Below are 18,071 nucleotides of genomic sequence, written 5' to 3'. Positions count from 1 at the left end.
AAGATCCTGCACCGTCCACTGGCAGTTCTGGTAGTCCGACCCCGGCCTCAGTGAGTGTCTTTCCAGTTGGCGACAGGCGGCATATCGGCGCTCTGGTGCCGTTCCGACAAAACGAGTTAGTGAAAACGGCTTTAGGTTTTTATAAATGGCCGGGGCGTGCCCCGCTGCCTAAATCAATTTCAGGCCGCGTTGGAAGAACGGATCTGAAGGTGGCGCGGGTGATGACGACCGTGGTTCCGTCCGTGCCGCCGCTGGTTTCGACCTGCGCGCCGAGCTGCCTCACCAGCGCCATCACAATCGCAGTTCCCAGGCCGCCTCCTGACCTGGCGGGCACGGTCGCGTCCTTGCCGACGCCATTGTCGGACACGGTCAGTTTCCAATCGCTGCCGTTGATCTCATAGGACACCAGGATCGCCGCCTGCAGCTTTTGAACCGGGAAAGCATATTTCACTGCGTTGATAACGAGTTCGGTGACTATGAGGCCGAGACTGACGGCCTGGTCGGAGCCGATCCGCCCGTCCTGCGCCATCACCCGGATCAGGATCGGCTGGCTTTCGCCGGTCATAGAAGAGCTGAGGCTGTGGCAAAGCGTCGTCAGATAGGATGCCACCTCGATCTGATCGACACCGCCGGTGCGGTGAAGGTGTTTTTGTACCTCGGCCACCGACAGGACGCGCTGATGCGCGTCATGGAGATCCCGGCGGGTTTCGTCCGAAGTGACAGCGCGGGCTTTCAGCAGCAGGATGCTGGCGATGATCTGCAAACTGTTGGCGACGCGGTGCTGCATCTCCTGCAGCAGCATGTCCTTCTGGCGCAGGAGGTCTTCGGTCCGCGTGTGCAGCATGTCCTTTTCACGCTCGATCAACCGGCGCGCACTGATGTCGGTAAAGGCGAGGAGAATGGTTTTACCGCCCTCATCGGCATAGACGACCTGGCGGGCATTCAACAGCATGGTCCGGTGTCCGACGCCCGGAAAATCATGCTCGACCTGAAAGCCGTCCATCGCCGTCTGAGCGGGAATGATGGTTTCGAGCAGTGTGCGCAAGGCGGGGATGTCCCACTGCCCGTCGCCGAGCAAATACAGCAGGCGCCCGCGCGTCTGCGCCTCGTCGACCTTGAAAGTCTCGTAGAACGAGCGGCTCGCTGCCACAACGTGAAAGCCTTCGTCCAGCACCAGGAGCGGATCGTGAATGGTGTTGACGATTGCCTGGGCAAGCGTCTGCGCGTCTTCGATCCGGCGAAAATCAAACATGGTCGCGAATTTTCCGATCAAGAAACGAAAGTATTATAAGCCCCTCCGGGCTCATATCCGATTAGACCATATCGTGGCTGAGGGTGAGTGTCGCGAGGGAAATATCCGAAAAGGCTGACGCGCCGGTTAAGATCGGAAATCAATAAGGTTCCGGTTGGTGGGTGCAGCCGGGTGCCAGCGCTCAGTAAGCCAGAACATGTGCATCGATCGCGGCCGAGATAAACCTGTCCCGGGCGTCTTCGCCGGAAATGACCCGTCGAATCGCGTCATCGCATTTCATCTTGGCCATTTCGAAATACATGCCAGTATCGGCGGGCCAGCGGGTGAGAAGACAATCGAGCGCCTCTAATCCTGCGGGCGTCTTCAACGCTCGAGATTGCCCCGGGACAGAAGTTTTTACCGTGGGCACAACAGGGCAGACTGAGCGCAACCTCGTGTTTGCAGCTAGGCTGTGGCCGTTCTATTTTCTCAAGTTTCAAGGTTGAGTTGTTTCTTCCACGGCAAGCGATGAATCCCCGGTCAATCGAACAGATGCACGCGACGACTGTAGGAGGCGGCGGGCGGATATCGGGGCGAACGACTTCTGAATACTATGCGAAAACCCCTGTAGCGAGATATGCAAGATCGCTTAAGGCTGCAATCAGCAGAGCATTTGCGAACGGCTTTTGGAGAAGGATACTGCCGGCTTCACCATGCGCTTTCCATTCCGCGGCGCTATCGCCCGTCATGTAGATAATCGGAAGCAGGGGCAGTAACTCGTGAGCTCGGTGTCCCACGTCCCATCCATTGCCCTTTCCTGGCATTCTTATGTCGGTGATCAAGGCGCTGAAGCGGGTCCCACGTTTCTCCAACGCGGCAATACCATCCGTCGCATTGATCGCGCTCTCGAAGTCGAAACCGGCTTCATCGACAATATCTTCGAGCATCATGCATATCAGCGGATCATCCTCTACGATCAGGACCATGAATTTCTTCGAGATACCCGCTTGGCTGGCCATTAGCTCCGGTCTCTCGGAATGCACCGGGTAGCCCAGGCCCAGTATATTGAGCCACACAAAACAGTTGCGGTAGCCAACGAGATTAAAATATATGTCCCCATGATTGAGACTCCTCTTGTTCTCAACCCCTTGTAGGCGAAAGGGTTCCGTACTATCGTTGGCGCTTTCTGGTTGGTTCGATCCGGAACTCGACGAGCGGTCACGAATCTTTTGTTTCCCGCACTGGCTGTGGCTCCGCTCTTATCTGCCGAACCGGTCAAGCATCTGTGCCGCGGTTCCGCAGAACGTGAGACGGTTGGCAGGCACCCGCACCGCAGGAATGGTGGCGTATCAAATTGCGCCGTGTTGCCTGTCCAAGGTGTCTAAGTTCAGTTGAGGCGGGCTTCCTCCCCTTAGTGCATCGTCGGGACTTCGACTTGGGCGGCGAGGCCAAATCTATGAAGCCGTCGAATAACGGCATTTCAGAACGCGAAGTGCTTCTGTCATTTGCTCTTCGGACTCGGCTCGTTCTTCAAGTGCGGAGAGATGGCTATGGCGATGACTATGACTGTTGTTGTTGAGTCTCGCCAGACCCGCCCCAACCGCGGGGCGGTTGCCGGCGATATAGGTGACGGACCGTAATCTGGAGACATCCGGCGGCGTGTCCCACGCGAGCTCGGGTGAGTAGCGCGGGGAGCGCATGCCGGCGGTACCACAGCCGCATCCGCGCGTTCCCGTCCATGGCCGTGTCGGATGAGCCTCGCAAACCCCGCCAGTGTTTCGGCGATCTTTGCATTTGATCATTCGGGCTCCTCGAAAATCCTGGGAGTGCGGTAACATGTGCAGCTTGCCCTGTTCGGTCTGCACCTCGGCGATGTCGATGTGGAAGTAGCCGGTCGGGTAGCTCTTGAACCTTCAACGCCGGCCTGTCGCCTTCAACATCCGGCAGACGGCCGATGCCGTGGCGCTGCAACAACGACCGTGTCAGATGCGGGATTATCGGCTGCAGCGCGTAGAGGCTGTCATCGAGTGGCAGCAGGGTATAACGTCGGAAAGCGACGATGATTGCCTCTTCCTCGACCGAGAGAACTATCGATCTCGGTTCCTTCAGTCCGGTTGGAAGGTCCTTACTGATGTCCGCTTCCGCCACTTGGCAACGGTCTTCTGATTGATCCCGTAACGCTTCGAAAGCGTCCTCAGGCTCTCTCGACTATGCTGTATCGCTCGACGGACCGCCTCTGTCGTCGTGGCGCTTCGATGAAGAACCTGGCCCATAGCGCATCCTTTGATTTGCAAGACAAGGATGCCCCATCAAAGCCTGGGATCAAACAATTAGGCTCGCGCCGGTCCGCCGCGACGAGGGCCCTACCCGACGCGGTACAACAGGTTGAAAAAGAAGGGCTCGCCCGTTCTTCCCGTTCGAGCCCCATCAGTCCGTTGGCGCCAAAAATGTTCCACAATTTCTAAAATTTAACATCCTCCATTTGAGTTAGCCCAATCGGGCTATGCGTAGCAGCAGAAATGGGCCTTTCGGGTCTAACTTCAAAGGACATCGCAATGAGCATTGTTACTGCCACACACATGCGGGGCCGCGAAGTCGCGCTTCAATGCAGCCAACCTCATCAGGAAAATAACGCGTCTCACGATGCCTATTGCGGAAAGAAATAGGCTCGCGAACTAGTTCACCTTCTTTCCGGACAAGTGAAGCAGTGAGGTTAGAACGCGGGAGACACCCGGCGGATGGTCAGGATCAACGTTCCAATCTGCATCGGGTGAGCAATAAGGGCAGGGCATTCCTGCCGTACCACATACGCACATGTGCATCCCCACCCAAGGCTTTGTCGGAGGCTTCTCGCACACCCAGCCGCTATCTCGCAGCCTCTGCAGCCGGGTCATAATACCATCGCGGTCAATTGCCTCTCGTTGAGGACTCCGTGCTGGTAGAGGGAGACAATGAGGATCGCGACCTCGACCGCTTCGGGTGTCTGTTTTTGAAAACCACGGACCCTGCATGCTTGGTCAAATACCCGCTGCAGCATGGACAGTTCGTCTGGCTCGATCGGATCGAGCACATGAACGTGCTTGATCAGCATTCGTTCACCCCAAATCATCCCCGACGCCTCAACATAATTCAAAGGGTTCCCGATTGCTACCAGACGAAACTGTGATCAGCGCCAGCAAGAGCTTCATCGATGTCGGCGTCGTCGGCACGGTAGCGCTCTTGGCCATCGCGGCACTGTATGCTGTATCTAGTCACGAATAGACTTTTCGAGGTGCAGGATCGACTGCTTGCCGCGGTGAGTTCCCACAAGGATGACGCCGTCAAGTTCTCCGAACTGAGCGAAGTCTTCGAATACCAGGTGGAAGACCAGGCCCCCCTGATGCTGATTATCGCTGTTGCCATTGGGTCGTTTTTCGCTGGCAGGAAGGCTGCACCTACGGAACAGGCGATCTATTGGCACACGAAAGGAACATCTACGACGGCGTCGGCCTTGGTTCGCGTAGCCGGTATCCCAATTTGCTCCCGCAGTTCCCTGATGACCGTGACGGATCAATCCAATAGCCGCTTTTTCTCGGATGCCGTCAACTTATCGATCCCGTTTGCTGCTCTGACTAGCTCTGCGATGAAATCGGCAGTCGAACTCAATGCAGCCTCTCCTCATCCGGCTCCATGCCCTCCGAGTTCATCAGGTCGACCATCACGTCAGCGCTGTCGAGTGGAAGGTCGCAGTAACGCTTTCCGTCGATGACTACAGTCCGTCCGGTCGCGGTGTCGAATATCTCCCACGTAAATTCCCCGTCCTTGCGGATGTCGAAGCGCGTCTTGGCCATGTCTGGAAACTGACATGATGTTCCAAGGAGTCAAGAATGACTAGCAAAGCCATAAGGGCCTATGCCGAGGCTCTCGGCAATACCGACTGCCTCGTGTGCGTCCGCCTTGGTCCTGGCAAAGGCGAAACCTCCTGTCGATCGGCACTTGTACAGGCTGCACGACTTACCGAAAAAAGAGCATCGCGGGCGGGAACGTTTTGAGGTTGTCGCCGGTTCGATCGTCGGACGTAGCGACCGATCTCCTGCACCGGCCGCCAGCATGAGGTTGTCGGAGACTCCAATGATGGCAGCCAGGATCTCGACCTCAGTCCAGTCCGTGCGCGCGGCCGCGTCAATCACGTCCTGCTAGGGCAACTCGATCGTCATCTGGCAGAACAGGTGGCGGTTATCGTCGCCGATGGGGACCGTTGGTGGAGGGATGTCGGTCATGAGTTGGAAATAGGCGTCGCGCCTGAGCTGGCAAGCGCCGACATGCGGATTACCAATTCTGCTAATTGCACCCGACCTTGAAAACGCTCAACTGCGAGCATGACCAAGGCTGGAGCTTAAGCTTAAGCATTCCATGCTTCCATGATCGTAGCCGGGGAACAGCTCCAAGCGACTGGGACGTGGCTGAGCCGGTCGACTCAGACGACGGAGAAGCTTGCGCGCGGATTGAACTGGTGTCGGAGGCTTCGGCGAGCGGCCACCTCAAGGAAGAGATCATCGCTTACTCCGTGAGATCGGTCGAGTTATGGAGATCCGAGATAAGCCCGACGCAGGCCTCGTGTGATCACCGCGGGGCCCGCGGGCTGCAGTTTAGATATCCCCGAATTCCTCCACCGGCAACGGATCAAGGAGTGCGAACAGGCCTCAACGTTTGCTTCAATCGCGGCGGGGTCGCGCGGAAAAAAGCTGCACGGTTAGCATTTCCGTCATGGGTTCAGGCGGCCCGGTCACCGCCTAACGGCTGCTCAGCAACGGTCGACGTAGCGGCGGCCATAGCGGTCCCGGTAGTAGCATCGGCCAGGTTGCTCGGCGACGCTGCCGATCAAGGCTCCCGAAACACCACCTACGGCGGCACCCACAGCCGCACCACGTACGTTTCCAGTGGCAGCGCCACCTATCACCGCTCCAGTCGCTGCTCCAATCCCTGCCCCCTGTTCGGTTGCAGTGCAGGCTGCGAGAGATGCGGCGACAAGGCCAATGGTCATAATCCGTTTCAAGGTGGTCCTCCTGTTAAAGCCTCGCTATACTGCAGCCAGGCCAATGAGTTGTACGGGTATCAGGCATTCGAGGCGGCTTCTTGATCGGCAACCGTTGCCGATGCCCATGAACAGATGTGGCAGCGGGTTTGAGAGTCTACGTCGGTGGGACCTTTGCCGGCAAGGTAGGGACCAAAGCCCGATCCGATATAAGACCTTTGGCAGTCATCGCTACGAGGGGACGGAACCAGAGGAGGGCGAAATCGTACGTGGCCTTTATCAACCAAGAACAGCCGCCGCAGATCTGATGGTGATGCCTCCGCTAGGATTGCGGCGCATTTGGCGCCGGTAGCAGCACGGAAGACCTGCCGCAACGGTAGTGCGGGAGGTTACGCTTTACCAAACGATCCTCTTGTTTTCTCTGCCGCTTCGACTTTTTCTTACCACTTTGCCGGTAACAACGCGCTGGGCTCCTCTGAAGCCGATTTCGTGAAAATATCGATAGGCCCGTTCCGGGCTGATGTGACGAAAAACGTCTACCTTACAGCCTCTTGAATTTTCACAACCCTTTCCCCGACCAGCTTTCTCAGCCCTTGCGCGGTTCCTCAGGAACGAGGCTTTCCAAGTTCATGCCCAGTGCATCGCCGAGCTTTTTCATGGCCGGCAGGGTCACGGCCATGTCGAAGATCGAACTGACGGTTTGTTCTACCGGGGACGGCATGCGTTCGCCTGCCTCGCCTGAGCGGCCGAGGCCGGTGATGTGATTGATCGAGATCCCCTTGATTTTCTCGGCCGGCTTGACCATCTCGCCGATGATGGCTGGCAAGGCGGCGAGCCGCGCCTTTTCCATCTCCATCGCCGCAAGTTCCGGCGAGCGGCCGTTTTCCGCCTGAATCCGGGCGGCCTCGCCGTCGGCCTCGGCCTTCTTTTGGATGCGCAATGCGTCGGCCTCCTCGCGCCGGATCAGGCCGCGCGTCTTGGCGGCGATCTGGTCGCTTTCGGACGTGATGCGAACGCGGATGGCCTGCGCTTCGGAGTCCTGTTCGGCGGCCATCAGCGCCAGCTGCTTGCGACGCTCAGCCTGCGCCACCTGGCGCAGTGTCTCGAGGTTTTCCTCCGCGGTGATCACGGTCGCGCGCGCGTCCATCGCCTCCGCCCTGGCGCGGCTTTCCTCCTGGCTCCTTGCCGAAATCAGGATGGTGCGATCCTGCTCGGCGATTTCAAGCGCACGCGCCTGATTGATCTCGGCCTCGCGGATGACCTGTTCGCGGGCAAGAGACGCGGACTGGATGGCGCGTTCCATCCCGATGCGGGCTTCGGCCGCCGCGGTCTCGGCCTCTGCCTTGCGGCGGGCCACTTCCGTCAGTTGCTGCGCCAGCAGCAGTTCGATCTCCTGGGTCTGCTGGATTTCGGCGCGACGCTGTTCCAGCTCGATTTCCAACTTGCGGCGGTTGGATTCCACCTCGGCGCGGCGAACGCTGACCTGGCTCTCGCCCTCGATCTCCGCCCGCTCCTTTTTTGATTTAGCGATGACCTCGGCAAGCTTGCGCATGCCCACGGCATTGAAGGCGTTGTTTTCGTCGAGCGCTGAGAACGGCGTCTGGTCGAATGAGGTGAGCGAGACACTGTCGAGCTGCAGGCCGTATTTGGACAGCGTGCTCGATAGGGATTCATGGACCTGCCGCACAAACTCGCCGCGGTTTTCATGCAGTTCGTCCATGGTCATCTTTGCCGCGGCGGCACGCAACGCGTCCACCATCATTCCGTCGATAAGGGATTTCAGCTGGTCGGCCTGGAAAGTGCGCCGGCCCAGCGTCTGCGAGGCCCGCACCACCGCGGCTTCTTCCGGAACGACTGATGTGTAGAATTCGGCGCCGATATCGGTGCGCATGCGGTCCTTGGTGATCAGGGCGCTGTCACCGGTGCGCGACACGTCCATGCGGATGGTCTGCATGTTGACGAGTCCGATCTCGTGAAAATAGGGGATCGCCAGCGTGCCGCCGTCGATCACTACCTTGCGGCCGCCGATGCCGGTGCGCACGAGGCTCACCTCGTTGGTGGCCCGCTGGTAGAACAGGCCGGCCAGCACGATCGGGATGGCCGCGAGAACTAAGACGATGATGATCCAGCCCAGAGCGCTCATGGTAATGTCCTTTCAGTGCCGGTCAGAACTGCGGCGGGAAGTGGCGGCCGCCGCGATCCAGCGTGATCCAGCGCAGCTCGGTGAAGGCATCGAGTGACCAGCGCCCGCCATAACGACCGACGCCGCTGGCCTTGGTGCCGCCGAAGGGCACATGCGGCTCGTCGTTGATGTTCTGGCAGTTGATGTGGCAGATGCCGGTTTCCAGCCGCTCCGCCAGGCGCAGAGCCCGCGCCTCGTCCTTCGACCAGACGGCGGCAGTCAGCCCGTATTCGGTATCGTTGTTGAGCGCAGCCGCCTCGCCATCGTTAAGGAACGGGCAGACCACGACCACAGGCCCGAAGGTCTCGTCATGCCATATGTTCATGGAGCTGTTGACCTTCGTGAGCACGGTCGGTTCGACGAAATTGTCCCAGGCGCGGCCGCCGAGCTCCACCTCGGCACCCTTAGCCACGGCGTCGTCGATAAGCGCTTTCACGCGCAGGGCCTGGCGAGTGTTGACCAGCGGGCCGATGACATTGGAGGGATCGTTGGTGTGGCCGGTCTTCAGCTTGCGGGCGCGGGCGAGGAAGCGCTCCATGAAGGGCTCGTAGATCTTCTCATGCACCAGCAGCTTTTCGGTCGACATGCACACCTGGCCCTGATGCATGAAGCTGCCGAAATTCGCGGCCCGTGCGGCAGCATCCAGGTCGGCATCCTCCAGCAGGATCATGGAATCCTTGCCGCCGAGCTCGACGCAGACTTTCTTGAGATAGGCGCCGCATTTGGCAGCGATCTGGCGACCGACGGCGGTCGAGCCGGTGAAGCTGATCGCCTTGACTTTGGGGTTGCCGATCATTTCGTCACCCACGGCGCCGACACCGTCGCGCGAGCAGGGGACGACATTGAAGACGCCGGCCGGTACGCCGGCCTCCTCCAGGATCTCGGCAAAGTAGAGGCCGCCTGAATAGGGCGTGTCTTCCGAGGGCTTCAGAACGATCGTGTTGCCAACGGCAAGGGCGGCGGCAAAGCCGCGCGAGGTGAGGATGCCCGGCATGTTCCAGGGACTGATGACGCCGACCACGCCGAGCGGAAAGCGGGTGGCCATCATGAACTTGTGATGTTCCGATGGCAGTACCTCGCCGATCGACTGGTAGCAGAGCGCCGCCGCCGAGCGGAAAACTTCCGCCACATAGCCCGCCTCAAACATGCCCTTGCCTTTCCAGCCGCCACCTTCGGCCATGGCGGCCGCGCAGAAGTCGGCCTTGCGCTGATCCCAGACGTCGGCGATCTTCAAGAGCAGGTGGGCACGCTCGTGAAAGGCGCGGCCCGCCCAGTCTCCAAAGGCTGCCTGGGCCGCATCGATCGCCCGGCGCATGTCGACAGCGGAGCCGTCCGGAATACGCGCATAGACGGAGTTGTCGGAGGGGTTGAGATCCTCGAAGGTGCGGGCGGCGGGCACCCAATCCCCGCCAATGAACATGCCCCTGACGGAGGGCATGGGGGACGTAACGACATCAAGCATAGTGCGATCTCCTCAGTTGCGTTTGGGATCATGGCGCCATGCCCGTGCCCGGGCAGCGGCTTCCTCGATCTCCTTCAGGACGGATTTCAGCCGATCCTGGCTGTTGACCATCTCCAGGGAGGGCGAGGCCGGATAGGATGGCGTGACCGTCGTGCGGTCTCGCGGCAGGCCGGCCGGGGTGACGTTTCCATGTTCGGCGCGGCTTACCCGACTTGCCTCGGCGATGATGTCGCTGAGAGTCAGGCCGCCCAGCAGGGCATCGGCCGTTCCTCGTGTCGCTGGCGTTGGCGTCGGCGTTGGCGGGGGCGCCGGGCGTGCCGGCGACCGCGGCATCGGCGGCGCGCCGACTGGCTGCGGTATCGAGGCGGGTCGAACGGGCGGCACCGGCAGGGCGGCTAGTGCTGCGGCGGCGATGCTGTCGGGCGACACCCCGATGGGGCGAAGGGGCAGGGGCGCCGCAGATGAAACCGGCGGCGGCGGTGTCGTGCCCGCCGCTATCGTCGCAGCATGCGGGGCCGAGCTGCGCCCGCTGCCGCCCAGATAGGCGGCCTGCACCGCGGGGTCGTTGCGCAGGTCTTGCGCTCGGCCCTCATGGATGATGTGGCCGTTTTCCAGCAGATAACCGCGGTCGGCGATGGCCAGGCTCTGCTTGGCATTTTGCTCCACCAGCAGGATGCTGATGCCTGTGTCGCGCACCACCTTCAGGGCCTGGAACAGCTCCTTGCAAAGGAGCGGCGAAAGACCAAGCGACGGTTCGTCCAGTGCCAGCAGAGCCGGGTTCGACATCATCGCGCGGCCGATCGCCACCATCTGCTGCTCGCCGCCGGACATGGTGCGGACGATCTGTCCACGGCGCTCGTGCAGCTTGGGAAAGAGCCGCAGAACGCGCTCCAGGTTGCCGGCCTCCTCGTCTCTGGCGCGTGGGGCATGGGCGCCAAGCCGGAGGTTTTCGGCAACCGACAGATCGCCGAACACGCCGCGGCCTTCCGGCACGAGAGCAATGCCTTCATCGACTATCTTGTTGGCCGCAAGTCCTAGGATATCGCGGCCCTGCATGGTGATGCTGCCCGATGCGCGTCCTTCGCAGATGCCCGATACTGCCTTGAGCAGGCTCGATTTACCAGCGCCATTTGCGCCGAGGATCACGACGATCTCGCCACGCCCGATCCTCAGGGATGCTCCTTCGAGGGCACGGTGCTGGCCGTAGGATACGGAAAGCTGCTTTATCTCAAGCATCGTCATCACCCAGATAGGCCCGGATCACCGCGGTATCCGACAGGACATCTGCCGGAGTTCCTTCGGCGATCTTCGTGCCTGCAGCCATGACCACGCAGCGGTCGCAGAGAGAGCGGATCGCGTCCATCACATGTTCGACCAGGATGATCGTGCATCCGTCATCCCGAAGGCTGCGGATCAGCCGGATGCCTTCTTCAAGCTCCGTCGGGTTGAGTCCGGCAAGCCACTCATCGAGCAGAATGACGCGCGGCTCACCGGCCAGAGCACGGGCGAGTTCAACCCGCTTGCTATCGATATAGGTGAGCTGCCCGATCGTCATATGCCCGCGGCCGGCGAGCCCGACCTTCTCCAGCATGGCTTCCGCGATAACATTCGCTTCATTGCCCCAGCGGCGGCGATGGCCGAAGACTGCGCCTGCTTTGACGTTTTCGAGAACGGTCATGGACGGCAGGAGGCGGACGAGCTGGAAGGTGCGTGCTATGCCGCGCCGGTTGATTTCCTGAGCGGCGAGATGGCTGATCGCCTGACCACGCAGGCTGATCGAGCCCGCCGATACGGGAAAGGCGCCCGAGATGAGGTTCAATGTCGTGGACTTGCCGGAGCCATTTGGCCCTATCAGTCCGAGAACCTCGTGCTCGCCGACGTCAAAATCCATACGGTTGACAGCAATCAAGCCGCCAAAACGCTTGGACACGCCGCGCAGGGAAAGGAGTGCGCTCACGCCCAAGCCTCCCCCTTGTTCAGCCGGTTCCGGAGGGCGTCGATCAGGCCGACGAAACCTTTCGGAAGCAGGTAGACGATGACCAGGAAGCACAGGCCGAGCAGGAGCGTGGTCTGGTTCGGGAACGAGGCCGAGATGGTCTCCCAGAGGAAGGTGAAAGGAATGACGCCGACAAGCGGCCCCCAGAGCCTGCCGGTGCCGCCCAGCAGTGCCATGATGACGACCTGGAAGGATAGCATCGGCGTGAAGGCAAGCGACGGCTCCAGATAGACGTAGCGCGGCGCAAGAATCGCTCCGGTGATCGCCGCGACGGCGCCGGGAACCATGAAGAGCAGGATTTTTGCCCGTGCGGTGTCGATGCCGGAGTGCTTTGCGACCGCCTCGTCATCGCCGATGATCCGCAGTGCGAAGCCGAGGCGTGAGCGGCCGATCAGCCAGCCGATCAGCCAGACGAGCGCGGCAAGTCCGAGCAATTGCCAGTAGATGTCCGCCTCGTTGATGGAGGTCAGAACATAGATACCCTTGGTTCCGGAGATGTTCTGGCTCCAGGTGATTATCTGGCGGACGAATTCGGCAAGCCCGAGCGTGAAGATCACGAAATACACGCCGGACAAGCGAAGTGTCGCAAGCCCGACCAGCGCTGCCATAACCGCCCCAATGATGCCTGCGATAGGCAAGAGGGACCAGTAGGGCAGATGCTGTATGCCGATGCCGGTGACGTAAGCCCCGACGCCGAAGAAGGCGGCGGTGGCAAGCGAGATGTAATGGGTCGGGCCCGAAAACAGCGCCCAGCTGGTGGCCAGTACCGTATACATGGCGATGGTGACGCCGATGGTCAGATTGTAGGCCCCCGCGCTCCACGGTAGGCAGGCTGCAACGATGATTGCAAGACCGGCGAGCGAGAGATTGCCCCAGTCGCGGGATGACAGCTTGGTCATGCCGTCGGCCTCCCGAACAGGCCCTGCGGGCGAAAGAGCAGAATAACGACGAACAGGAGATAGGCCGCGGCCAGCGTCAGGCCTGGATCAATCAGTCTGGCGACGAAAGTTTCCAGAAGCCCGAGCAGCAGGGCGGCGACGATCGTGCCGCGCACGTCACCCACACCGCCCATGATGACAATGACCAGCGCCTTCAGCGTGAAGATGACGCCGGTGGAGGCGTCGAGCGTCAGGAAGGTCGAGATCAGTGATCCGCCGGTGGCCGTCACGGCGCCGCCGAGCGCGAAGGCAAGCGCTGCCGTGCGGCGTACGTCGATGCCGACCAGCCGTGCGCTTTCCGGCGCCACGGAGATCGCCCGGATCGTCATGCCGGCGCGGCTGCGGGCAAGCCAGAGCCAGAGGGCGCCGCAGATCAGCACCGCGGCAAGAAAGGCGGTTACGCGATTGGCGCCGTAGGTGTCTCCGAAAATATAGACCGGCGTGGAAAGGTAGGAGTAGCTGAAATACTCGCCGCCGAAAAACGCCAGCATCAGGCCGACCGCCACGAAGGAGAGGCCGAAGGTCGTCAGGATGGCATCGACTTCCAGTTGCCCGCGCGATTTTGCCCGTTTTGCCAGCGGGCGCAGGAAGATGACGTAGATGAGCCAGTTCAAGAGGAAGGCGACCGGCGCGACCAGAAACACGGTCAGCAGAGGGCTGATCTGCCCCCCTGTCCAAAACCAGAAGGCGACGAAGGCTCCCGCCACCAACATCTCGCCATTGGCGAGGTTCATGATGCGGGCCATGCCGTATTGCAGGTTCAAGCCCATCGCGATCAACGCGTAGGTTCCACCCAGCAGAAGCCCTGTTACGACTACGTCCATTCCACTCCCCGGCATAAATTGTCCCGAGGCCCGCACAGCGTAGGCCTCGGGTCGAATGTTGGAATTACTTCCAGGCGCCCTTCTTCTGGATCGCCACCGCACCGTCACGACCGGTCGAGGCAACACCCTTGAACACGCCACCCTGCCACTGGCCGACGGTCCAGAAGGCGGGGTTGTTGTTGTGATCATCAAACTTGATCGGGCCGATCACCGTGTCGAAGCTATTCGCCTTGACGTGCTTGATGATCGCCGGGTTGTCGAAGGAGCCGACCGCCTCGATCGACTTTTCGAGGATCTGGAAGGACGAGTAGACCATGGCGCTGGCCCAGTAGTCGGGCTTTGCTCCCGTCACTTGTTCATGACGCTTGGCATAGTCCTGGAACGCCTTGCCGTCGGCATCGACGCCGCCGATGCCGAGAACGCTTTCGGTACTCTTGCCGAAGCGGCCGGAATAGGCCGGAAAGGCGGTCGCGACTGCGGTGAAGAACGCGCCCACCTTCAGGTCCTCGACGATGGCCTGTTCGGTGAGGGCAAAAGTATCCGGCGGATAGGACCAGGCGATGAAGGCGTCCGGGGAAGCGGCTTTGACTGCCTTGACTACCGGCGACAGGTCCTGCGTGCCGAGCGGATACGATGTTTCGTAGACCAGTTCGAAACCAGCCGCCTTGAATGCGGGCTTGGCCTCGTTCATCAACTCGATCCCGAAGGCGTCGGCGACGTTCACCATCGCCAGCTTCTTGCCGATATCGCCCCGGTCGCGCAGCTTCGTCATCACGTCGACAACGCTCTTGACGGTTGGCTTGGCGCCGCCGAGCGTGATGAAGACGTTCGGAAACTGCTTCGAAAGCTCGTCGGCTTTGTCGGTTGTCGTTGTCGAGGTGATCATCGGCAGGCCGTAGCGTGCGTAAATCGGTGCCGCGGCAAGGTTGAGGCCCGTCGAATAGGGCGGCAGCACGATCTTGACCTTGTCCTGGTCGACGAGGCGCTGCACGGCCTTGATCGTTTCGCCGGGGTTGGTCTGGTCATCGTATTCGATGACCTCCAGCTTGTAGGTCTTTCCGCCCACCTTCAGGCCGCCACGGCCGTTGACGTCGCTGACCCAGAGCTTGACGTTCGGCCAGTAGCTGACGGCTGCGCCGCCTGCCAGAGGTCCAGTCTTCGGCGCCACCGCTCCCACCTTCAACACTTCCTGCGCAAAGGCCGGAACCCCTGCAAAGCCTGCCGCCAGAGCAAGGGCGGCGAGTTTGGTCACTGTCCTGCGTTTCATTTTCCTTCTCCTCCCGTTTGTCACACGTGAAATTTAGTGCCGGTCCAGATGGTCCACGGCTGGCTCATCCCTTTCCGTCATCCATTGGATTTCGGTGAACTCATCGATCACCGCACGCCCGCCGAACCGCCCGTAGCCGCTTGCCTTCATGCCACCGTGGGGCATAGCGGGATCGTCGCAGACGGTGGTGCCGTTGATGTGCACGGCGCCGACCTCGATTTGCTGGGCGATTGTGCGGGCCCTTGCCAGGTCGCGACCAAAGACCGCGGCCGTCAGCCCGTATTCCGTATCATTGGCGACGGTAACCGCCTCTTCCGCATCTGCGACACGGACGACACCGGCGATCGGGCCGAAGATTTCTTCCTCGTAGATCCGCATGCCGTAGGCGACATGGTCGAGTATGGTCGGCTGCATCAGTGTGCCGGCATTCTTGCCGCCTGTGACCAGCACCGCACCCTTGGCCAGGGCGTCGTCGACCAGACCGTGGAGGCGCGCCGCCGCCTCCGGACTGATGACGTGGCCGTAGAATGGCTGACCGGTCGCTGGATCGCCGCACAGCCGGTCGGCCTCTACTTTCAGCCGGGCAATGAAGCTGTCGGCCAGACCTTCCTCGACGATGATCCGGTCCGTCGACATGCAGACCTGACCCTGGTTGAAGAAAGCGCCGTGGACGACCGCCCTGGCCGCTCGATCCAGATCCGCATCGGCGAGCACGATCGACGATGCCTTGCCGGAGAGTTCCAGCAGGCAGCGCTTGAGGTGCCGCGCCGCCATCTCGGCGATCTGCCTGCCGACCCGGGTCGATCCGGTGAAATTCACGCGGCGCACGGCTGGATGGGCAATCAGCGCTTCCACAACGTCGTGGGCATCTTCGGGTGCACTGCACACATAGTTCAGCACACCGTCCGGCAGGCCCGCGTCGATCAGGATCTGTGTCACGGTCTCGTGCATCTTGGGGCAAAGCTCCGAGCCCTTCAGCACCACGGTGTTGCCAAGCGCCAGTGGCGCTGCAATCGCTCGGACAGCCAGGGCCACCGCGGCGTTCCATGGCGCAAGCCCCAGGACCACGCCGGCCGGCCGGCGGATCAGGCGGTAGCGGACGCCCGGTGGCCCACCTTCCACCTCGTCGTCGCGGATGGCATCGACGAGCCCCGCCGCCTGGCGCAGGGTTGCCTGGGCAATTTCGATATTGAAGCGAATCCATTCCGCGGTAGCGCCGACCTCCAGTTGAGCGATCGCGCACAGGCTGTCGACACGGTCCATCAGGAGGTCCGCCCCGCGCAAGAGCAGCGCTGCGCGCTCCTGTGGTTGAACGTCGGACCATGCCGGAAAAGCTGCGGCAGCAGCATCGGCGGCAGCTTCCGCTTCCGCTGCTCCGAAGGCTGCGGCCTGCGTCAATACCATTCCCGTTGCCATGTCGCGGCGTTCGTAACTGCGCTCATCCAGCGCGGATACGGAAGCTCCACCGACGATACCCCTAGCTACGAACATGCGTCCTCCCAAACGGCCGTTCGTGGATCCTCCCGCGCAGCCCGTCTTGTTTTTATTTTTTCAGGTTGCGAGCCGTATTCTGATTGACATCGGCGCATAGTAAAGGACGTTTTGTGGGAATGTATTTCCTTGTTGTGGGATTTTAGATGCCCGATCGTAAACTTCCACTCGTCCCCGCCCCGCGGCCGGAGGCTCCCGTTCGCGCAGAGCGGTTCAGGGCCGCGCTGCAGACACGCGTGCTCGGTCGGGCGGGTCTCGGCGACGCGGAGAACTTCCGGGCGTTGATCGTCGAAAAGGGCGAAGCGGCTCTGCGCGACGGGGATGAGCTGGTTCTTCCCTTGTCCGGTCCGGTTATAGGCTGGATACCGTGGCGGGACGGCATGCGGCTGGAACTGGGTGCCGGCGCGCAGGGCACCCATCTGCTGCTGGGTGCCTCCACGTTGGATCGGGTCCTGCAGCGCCGGGCGGAAGCGTCACAGCTGCGCTTCATGGTGGAGAGGTCCTCGTTCATGCGGCTGGGCGTGGGCAACAGTGCCAGCGAAGCGGTCGCCGCCTGCTTTACCGGCATATTGGCCGAAACGCTGCGCCCCGGCCCGATGTCGACGGCCGTGGTGGAATCGCTGCTGCACATACTGCTCGTCCATCTTCACCGCAATCTGCCGGCCGGTCGTGACGAGGGCGCGCAGCCCGGCGCTCCCAAGGCGCTTTCCGGGCAGTTCACCGCGCTGGTCGAGAGCCATTTCCGCAAGCACTGGACGTTGGCCCGCTATGCCGGGGAACTCGGCATTTCGCGCGATCGGCTGAACGACATTTGCCTGCGCGCCTATGGCCGGCCGCCCGCGCGGCTCATCCGCGAACGGCAACTGATGGAAGCGCGCATTTATCTCGCCAGCTCCTCCCTGTCTCTGGGGCAGATCGCCGGTGTCCTGGGCTTTGCCGGCGCGCCTCAGTTCAGCCGGTTTTTCAAATCGCTGCAGGGGCAATCGCCCGCGCGCTACCGCCTCGATCTGCGCCGCGCCAGTCAAGTCGATGCGTCAAGGAAAAACGCCCTTCATGCTTGGCCGTGACAACCGCGAACACGAGGATCTGCGGGATCGTGGCTGAGAGGGTGCGATGGACGACGGATCGTGAATATCGTCGACGACCTGCCAACCTCGATCTATAAGCTCGCCGAGCTTGTTGGCGAGGAGATGGAACCGTCCCCAGCCTTTCGTCGCTCATGCCCATCCGCCGTCTCGTCTGAGACATCCGGCGTCAGGGTGCCTCGGCATCTACTTGGGTCGTGGCATCAGGCTTCGTCTTGCCTTTGCGGGTGCTATTGTTTGTTCTGCTATGATCATCGCTCCGGTGGTGACCCGTACCTTGCTTGCAACCCTTATCAGGTCCTGGTTGCGCTTGAGCTTGGAGACGGCTGCGACCATTACCGGTGTGAGACCCGGAGCAAGCCGGTCGGTCGTTGCATGGTAAGACAAAAGCCGGTCGCGGAACTTGCCGACGCAAAGGTGGGATATGAGAGCGAAAGCCACCCGGCCGTGCGTATCGGCGATCAACCGGGCGATTTCGTGCTCAAAGGGAATGAGGAGTTGGCGAGCAAGGTAAGCTGCCAGCCTTCCGGTTTTTCAGAATGTCGGCGCCGCCCCCTAACCTTAACAACTAACCAGGACAA

General features: G+C 61.2%; 15 protein-coding genes and 3 pseudogenes. 1 reads left to right on the top strand and 17 read right to left on the bottom strand.

Going from position 1 to position 18,071, the window contains the following annotated elements; translation table 11 throughout:
• Window positions 1-139 precede the first annotated feature (139 nt).
• The 16 genes and pseudogenes from PMI07_RS15995 to PMI07_RS15930 form a co-directional block, all read right to left on the bottom strand.
• On the bottom strand, window positions 140-1,174 hold the full coding sequence (locus PMI07_RS15995; protein ID WP_245277172.1) for a sensor histidine kinase: 1,035 nt from the start codon (window positions 1,172-1,174) through the stop codon (window positions 140-142).
• Window positions 1,175-1,433: 259 nt separating this feature from the next.
• The gene (locus PMI07_RS34225) at window positions 1,434-1,619 is read right to left on the bottom strand and encodes a DUF982 domain-containing protein (protein WP_197032527.1); all 186 of its coding nucleotides are present in this window, start codon (window positions 1,617-1,619) and stop codon (window positions 1,434-1,436) included.
• Window positions 1,620-1,842: 223 nt separating this feature from the next.
• Window positions 1,843-2,217, bottom strand: coding sequence for a response regulator (locus PMI07_RS15990; protein WP_245277171.1), 375 nt, complete (start codon window positions 2,215-2,217; stop codon window positions 1,843-1,845).
• Window positions 2,218-3,066: 849 nt separating this feature from the next.
• Window positions 3,067-3,504: pseudogene (locus tag PMI07_RS34220) on the bottom strand (IS481 family transposase); the annotation flags it as partial.
• A 617-nt stretch (window positions 3,505-4,121) separates the two neighbouring features.
• Window positions 4,122-4,322, bottom strand: a complete 201-nt coding sequence (locus PMI07_RS15980; protein WP_155956532.1) for a hypothetical protein — start codon at window positions 4,320-4,322, stop codon at window positions 4,122-4,124.
• Window positions 4,323-4,872: 550 nt separating this feature from the next.
• Window positions 4,873-5,061, bottom strand: coding sequence for a hypothetical protein (locus tag PMI07_RS15970; RefSeq protein WP_007754575.1), 189 nt, complete (start codon window positions 5,059-5,061; stop codon window positions 4,873-4,875).
• A 953-nt stretch (window positions 5,062-6,014) separates the two neighbouring features.
• Entirely contained in the window at window positions 6,015-6,266 is a 252-nt protein-coding gene (locus PMI07_RS34215) for a glycine zipper domain-containing protein (protein ID WP_081760815.1), read from the bottom strand.
• 258 nt (window positions 6,267-6,524) lie between these two features.
• A pseudogene (locus tag PMI07_RS35685) lies at window positions 6,525-6,779 on the bottom strand (IS1595 family transposase); the annotation flags it as partial.
• Between the two features lie 52 nt (window positions 6,780-6,831).
• On the bottom strand, window positions 6,832-8,388 hold the full coding sequence (locus PMI07_RS15965) for a flotillin domain-containing protein (RefSeq protein ID WP_024163851.1): 1,557 nt from the start codon (window positions 8,386-8,388) through the stop codon (window positions 6,832-6,834).
• Between the two features lie 22 nt (window positions 8,389-8,410).
• Window positions 8,411-9,889: an aldehyde dehydrogenase family protein gene (locus tag PMI07_RS15960; RefSeq protein WP_024163850.1), complete on the bottom strand. Its 1,479-nt coding sequence runs from the start codon at window positions 9,887-9,889 to the stop codon at window positions 8,411-8,413.
• A 12-nt stretch (window positions 9,890-9,901) separates the two neighbouring features.
• A complete protein-coding gene (locus tag PMI07_RS36065; RefSeq protein ID WP_037087271.1) occupies window positions 9,902-11,125 on the bottom strand; it encodes an ABC transporter ATP-binding protein in 1,224 nt (407 codons plus the stop codon).
• The gene (locus tag PMI07_RS15950) at window positions 11,118-11,846 is read right to left on the bottom strand and encodes an ABC transporter ATP-binding protein (protein WP_007773387.1); all 729 of its coding nucleotides are present in this window, start codon (window positions 11,844-11,846) and stop codon (window positions 11,118-11,120) included. Before PMI07_RS15950 ends, PMI07_RS36065 begins: the two co-directional genes overlap by 8 nt.
• Complete coding sequence (locus PMI07_RS15945) at window positions 11,843-12,784, bottom strand: branched-chain amino acid ABC transporter permease (protein WP_007773390.1); 942 nt, start codon at window positions 12,782-12,784, stop codon at window positions 11,843-11,845. The genes PMI07_RS15950 and PMI07_RS15945 overlap by 4 nt, the downstream gene beginning before the upstream one ends.
• Window positions 12,781-13,647 carry a branched-chain amino acid ABC transporter permease gene (locus PMI07_RS15940; RefSeq protein WP_007773396.1) on the bottom strand — a complete coding sequence of 289 codons (867 nt, stop codon included), beginning with the start codon at window positions 13,645-13,647 and terminating at the stop codon, window positions 12,781-12,783. The genes PMI07_RS15945 and PMI07_RS15940 overlap by 4 nt, the downstream gene beginning before the upstream one ends.
• A 64-nt stretch (window positions 13,648-13,711) precedes the next feature.
• Window positions 13,712-14,914 carry an amino acid ABC transporter substrate-binding protein gene (locus PMI07_RS15935; RefSeq protein WP_007773397.1) on the bottom strand — a complete coding sequence of 401 codons (1,203 nt, stop codon included), beginning with the start codon at window positions 14,912-14,914 and terminating at the stop codon, window positions 13,712-13,714.
• A gap of 33 nt (window positions 14,915-14,947) precedes the next feature.
• The gene (locus tag PMI07_RS15930) at window positions 14,948-16,405 is read right to left on the bottom strand and encodes an aldehyde dehydrogenase (RefSeq protein WP_024163848.1); all 1,458 of its coding nucleotides are present in this window, start codon (window positions 16,403-16,405) and stop codon (window positions 14,948-14,950) included.
• Between the two features lie 281 nt (window positions 16,406-16,686).
• Between PMI07_RS15930 and PMI07_RS15925 the strand changes: the two genes are divergently transcribed.
• On the top strand, window positions 16,687-17,472 hold the full coding sequence (locus PMI07_RS15925) for a helix-turn-helix domain-containing protein (RefSeq protein WP_197032525.1): 786 nt from the start codon (window positions 16,687-16,689) through the stop codon (window positions 17,470-17,472).
• A 279-nt stretch (window positions 17,473-17,751) separates the two neighbouring features.
• Here the strand turns inward: PMI07_RS15925 and eutB are convergent.
• Window positions 17,752-18,012 (bottom strand): annotated as a pseudogene (gene eutB, locus PMI07_RS15920) (ethanolamine ammonia-lyase subunit EutB); the annotation flags it as partial.
• Window positions 18,013-18,071: the final 59 nt, after the last annotated feature.

The organism is Rhizobium sp. CF080 (assembly GCF_000282095.2).
Taxonomy (GTDB): domain Bacteria; phylum Pseudomonadota; class Alphaproteobacteria; order Rhizobiales; family Rhizobiaceae; genus Neorhizobium.
The sequence above is the reverse complement of the archived record's forward strand: the minus strand, read 5'-3'. Positions and strand labels throughout refer to the sequence as shown.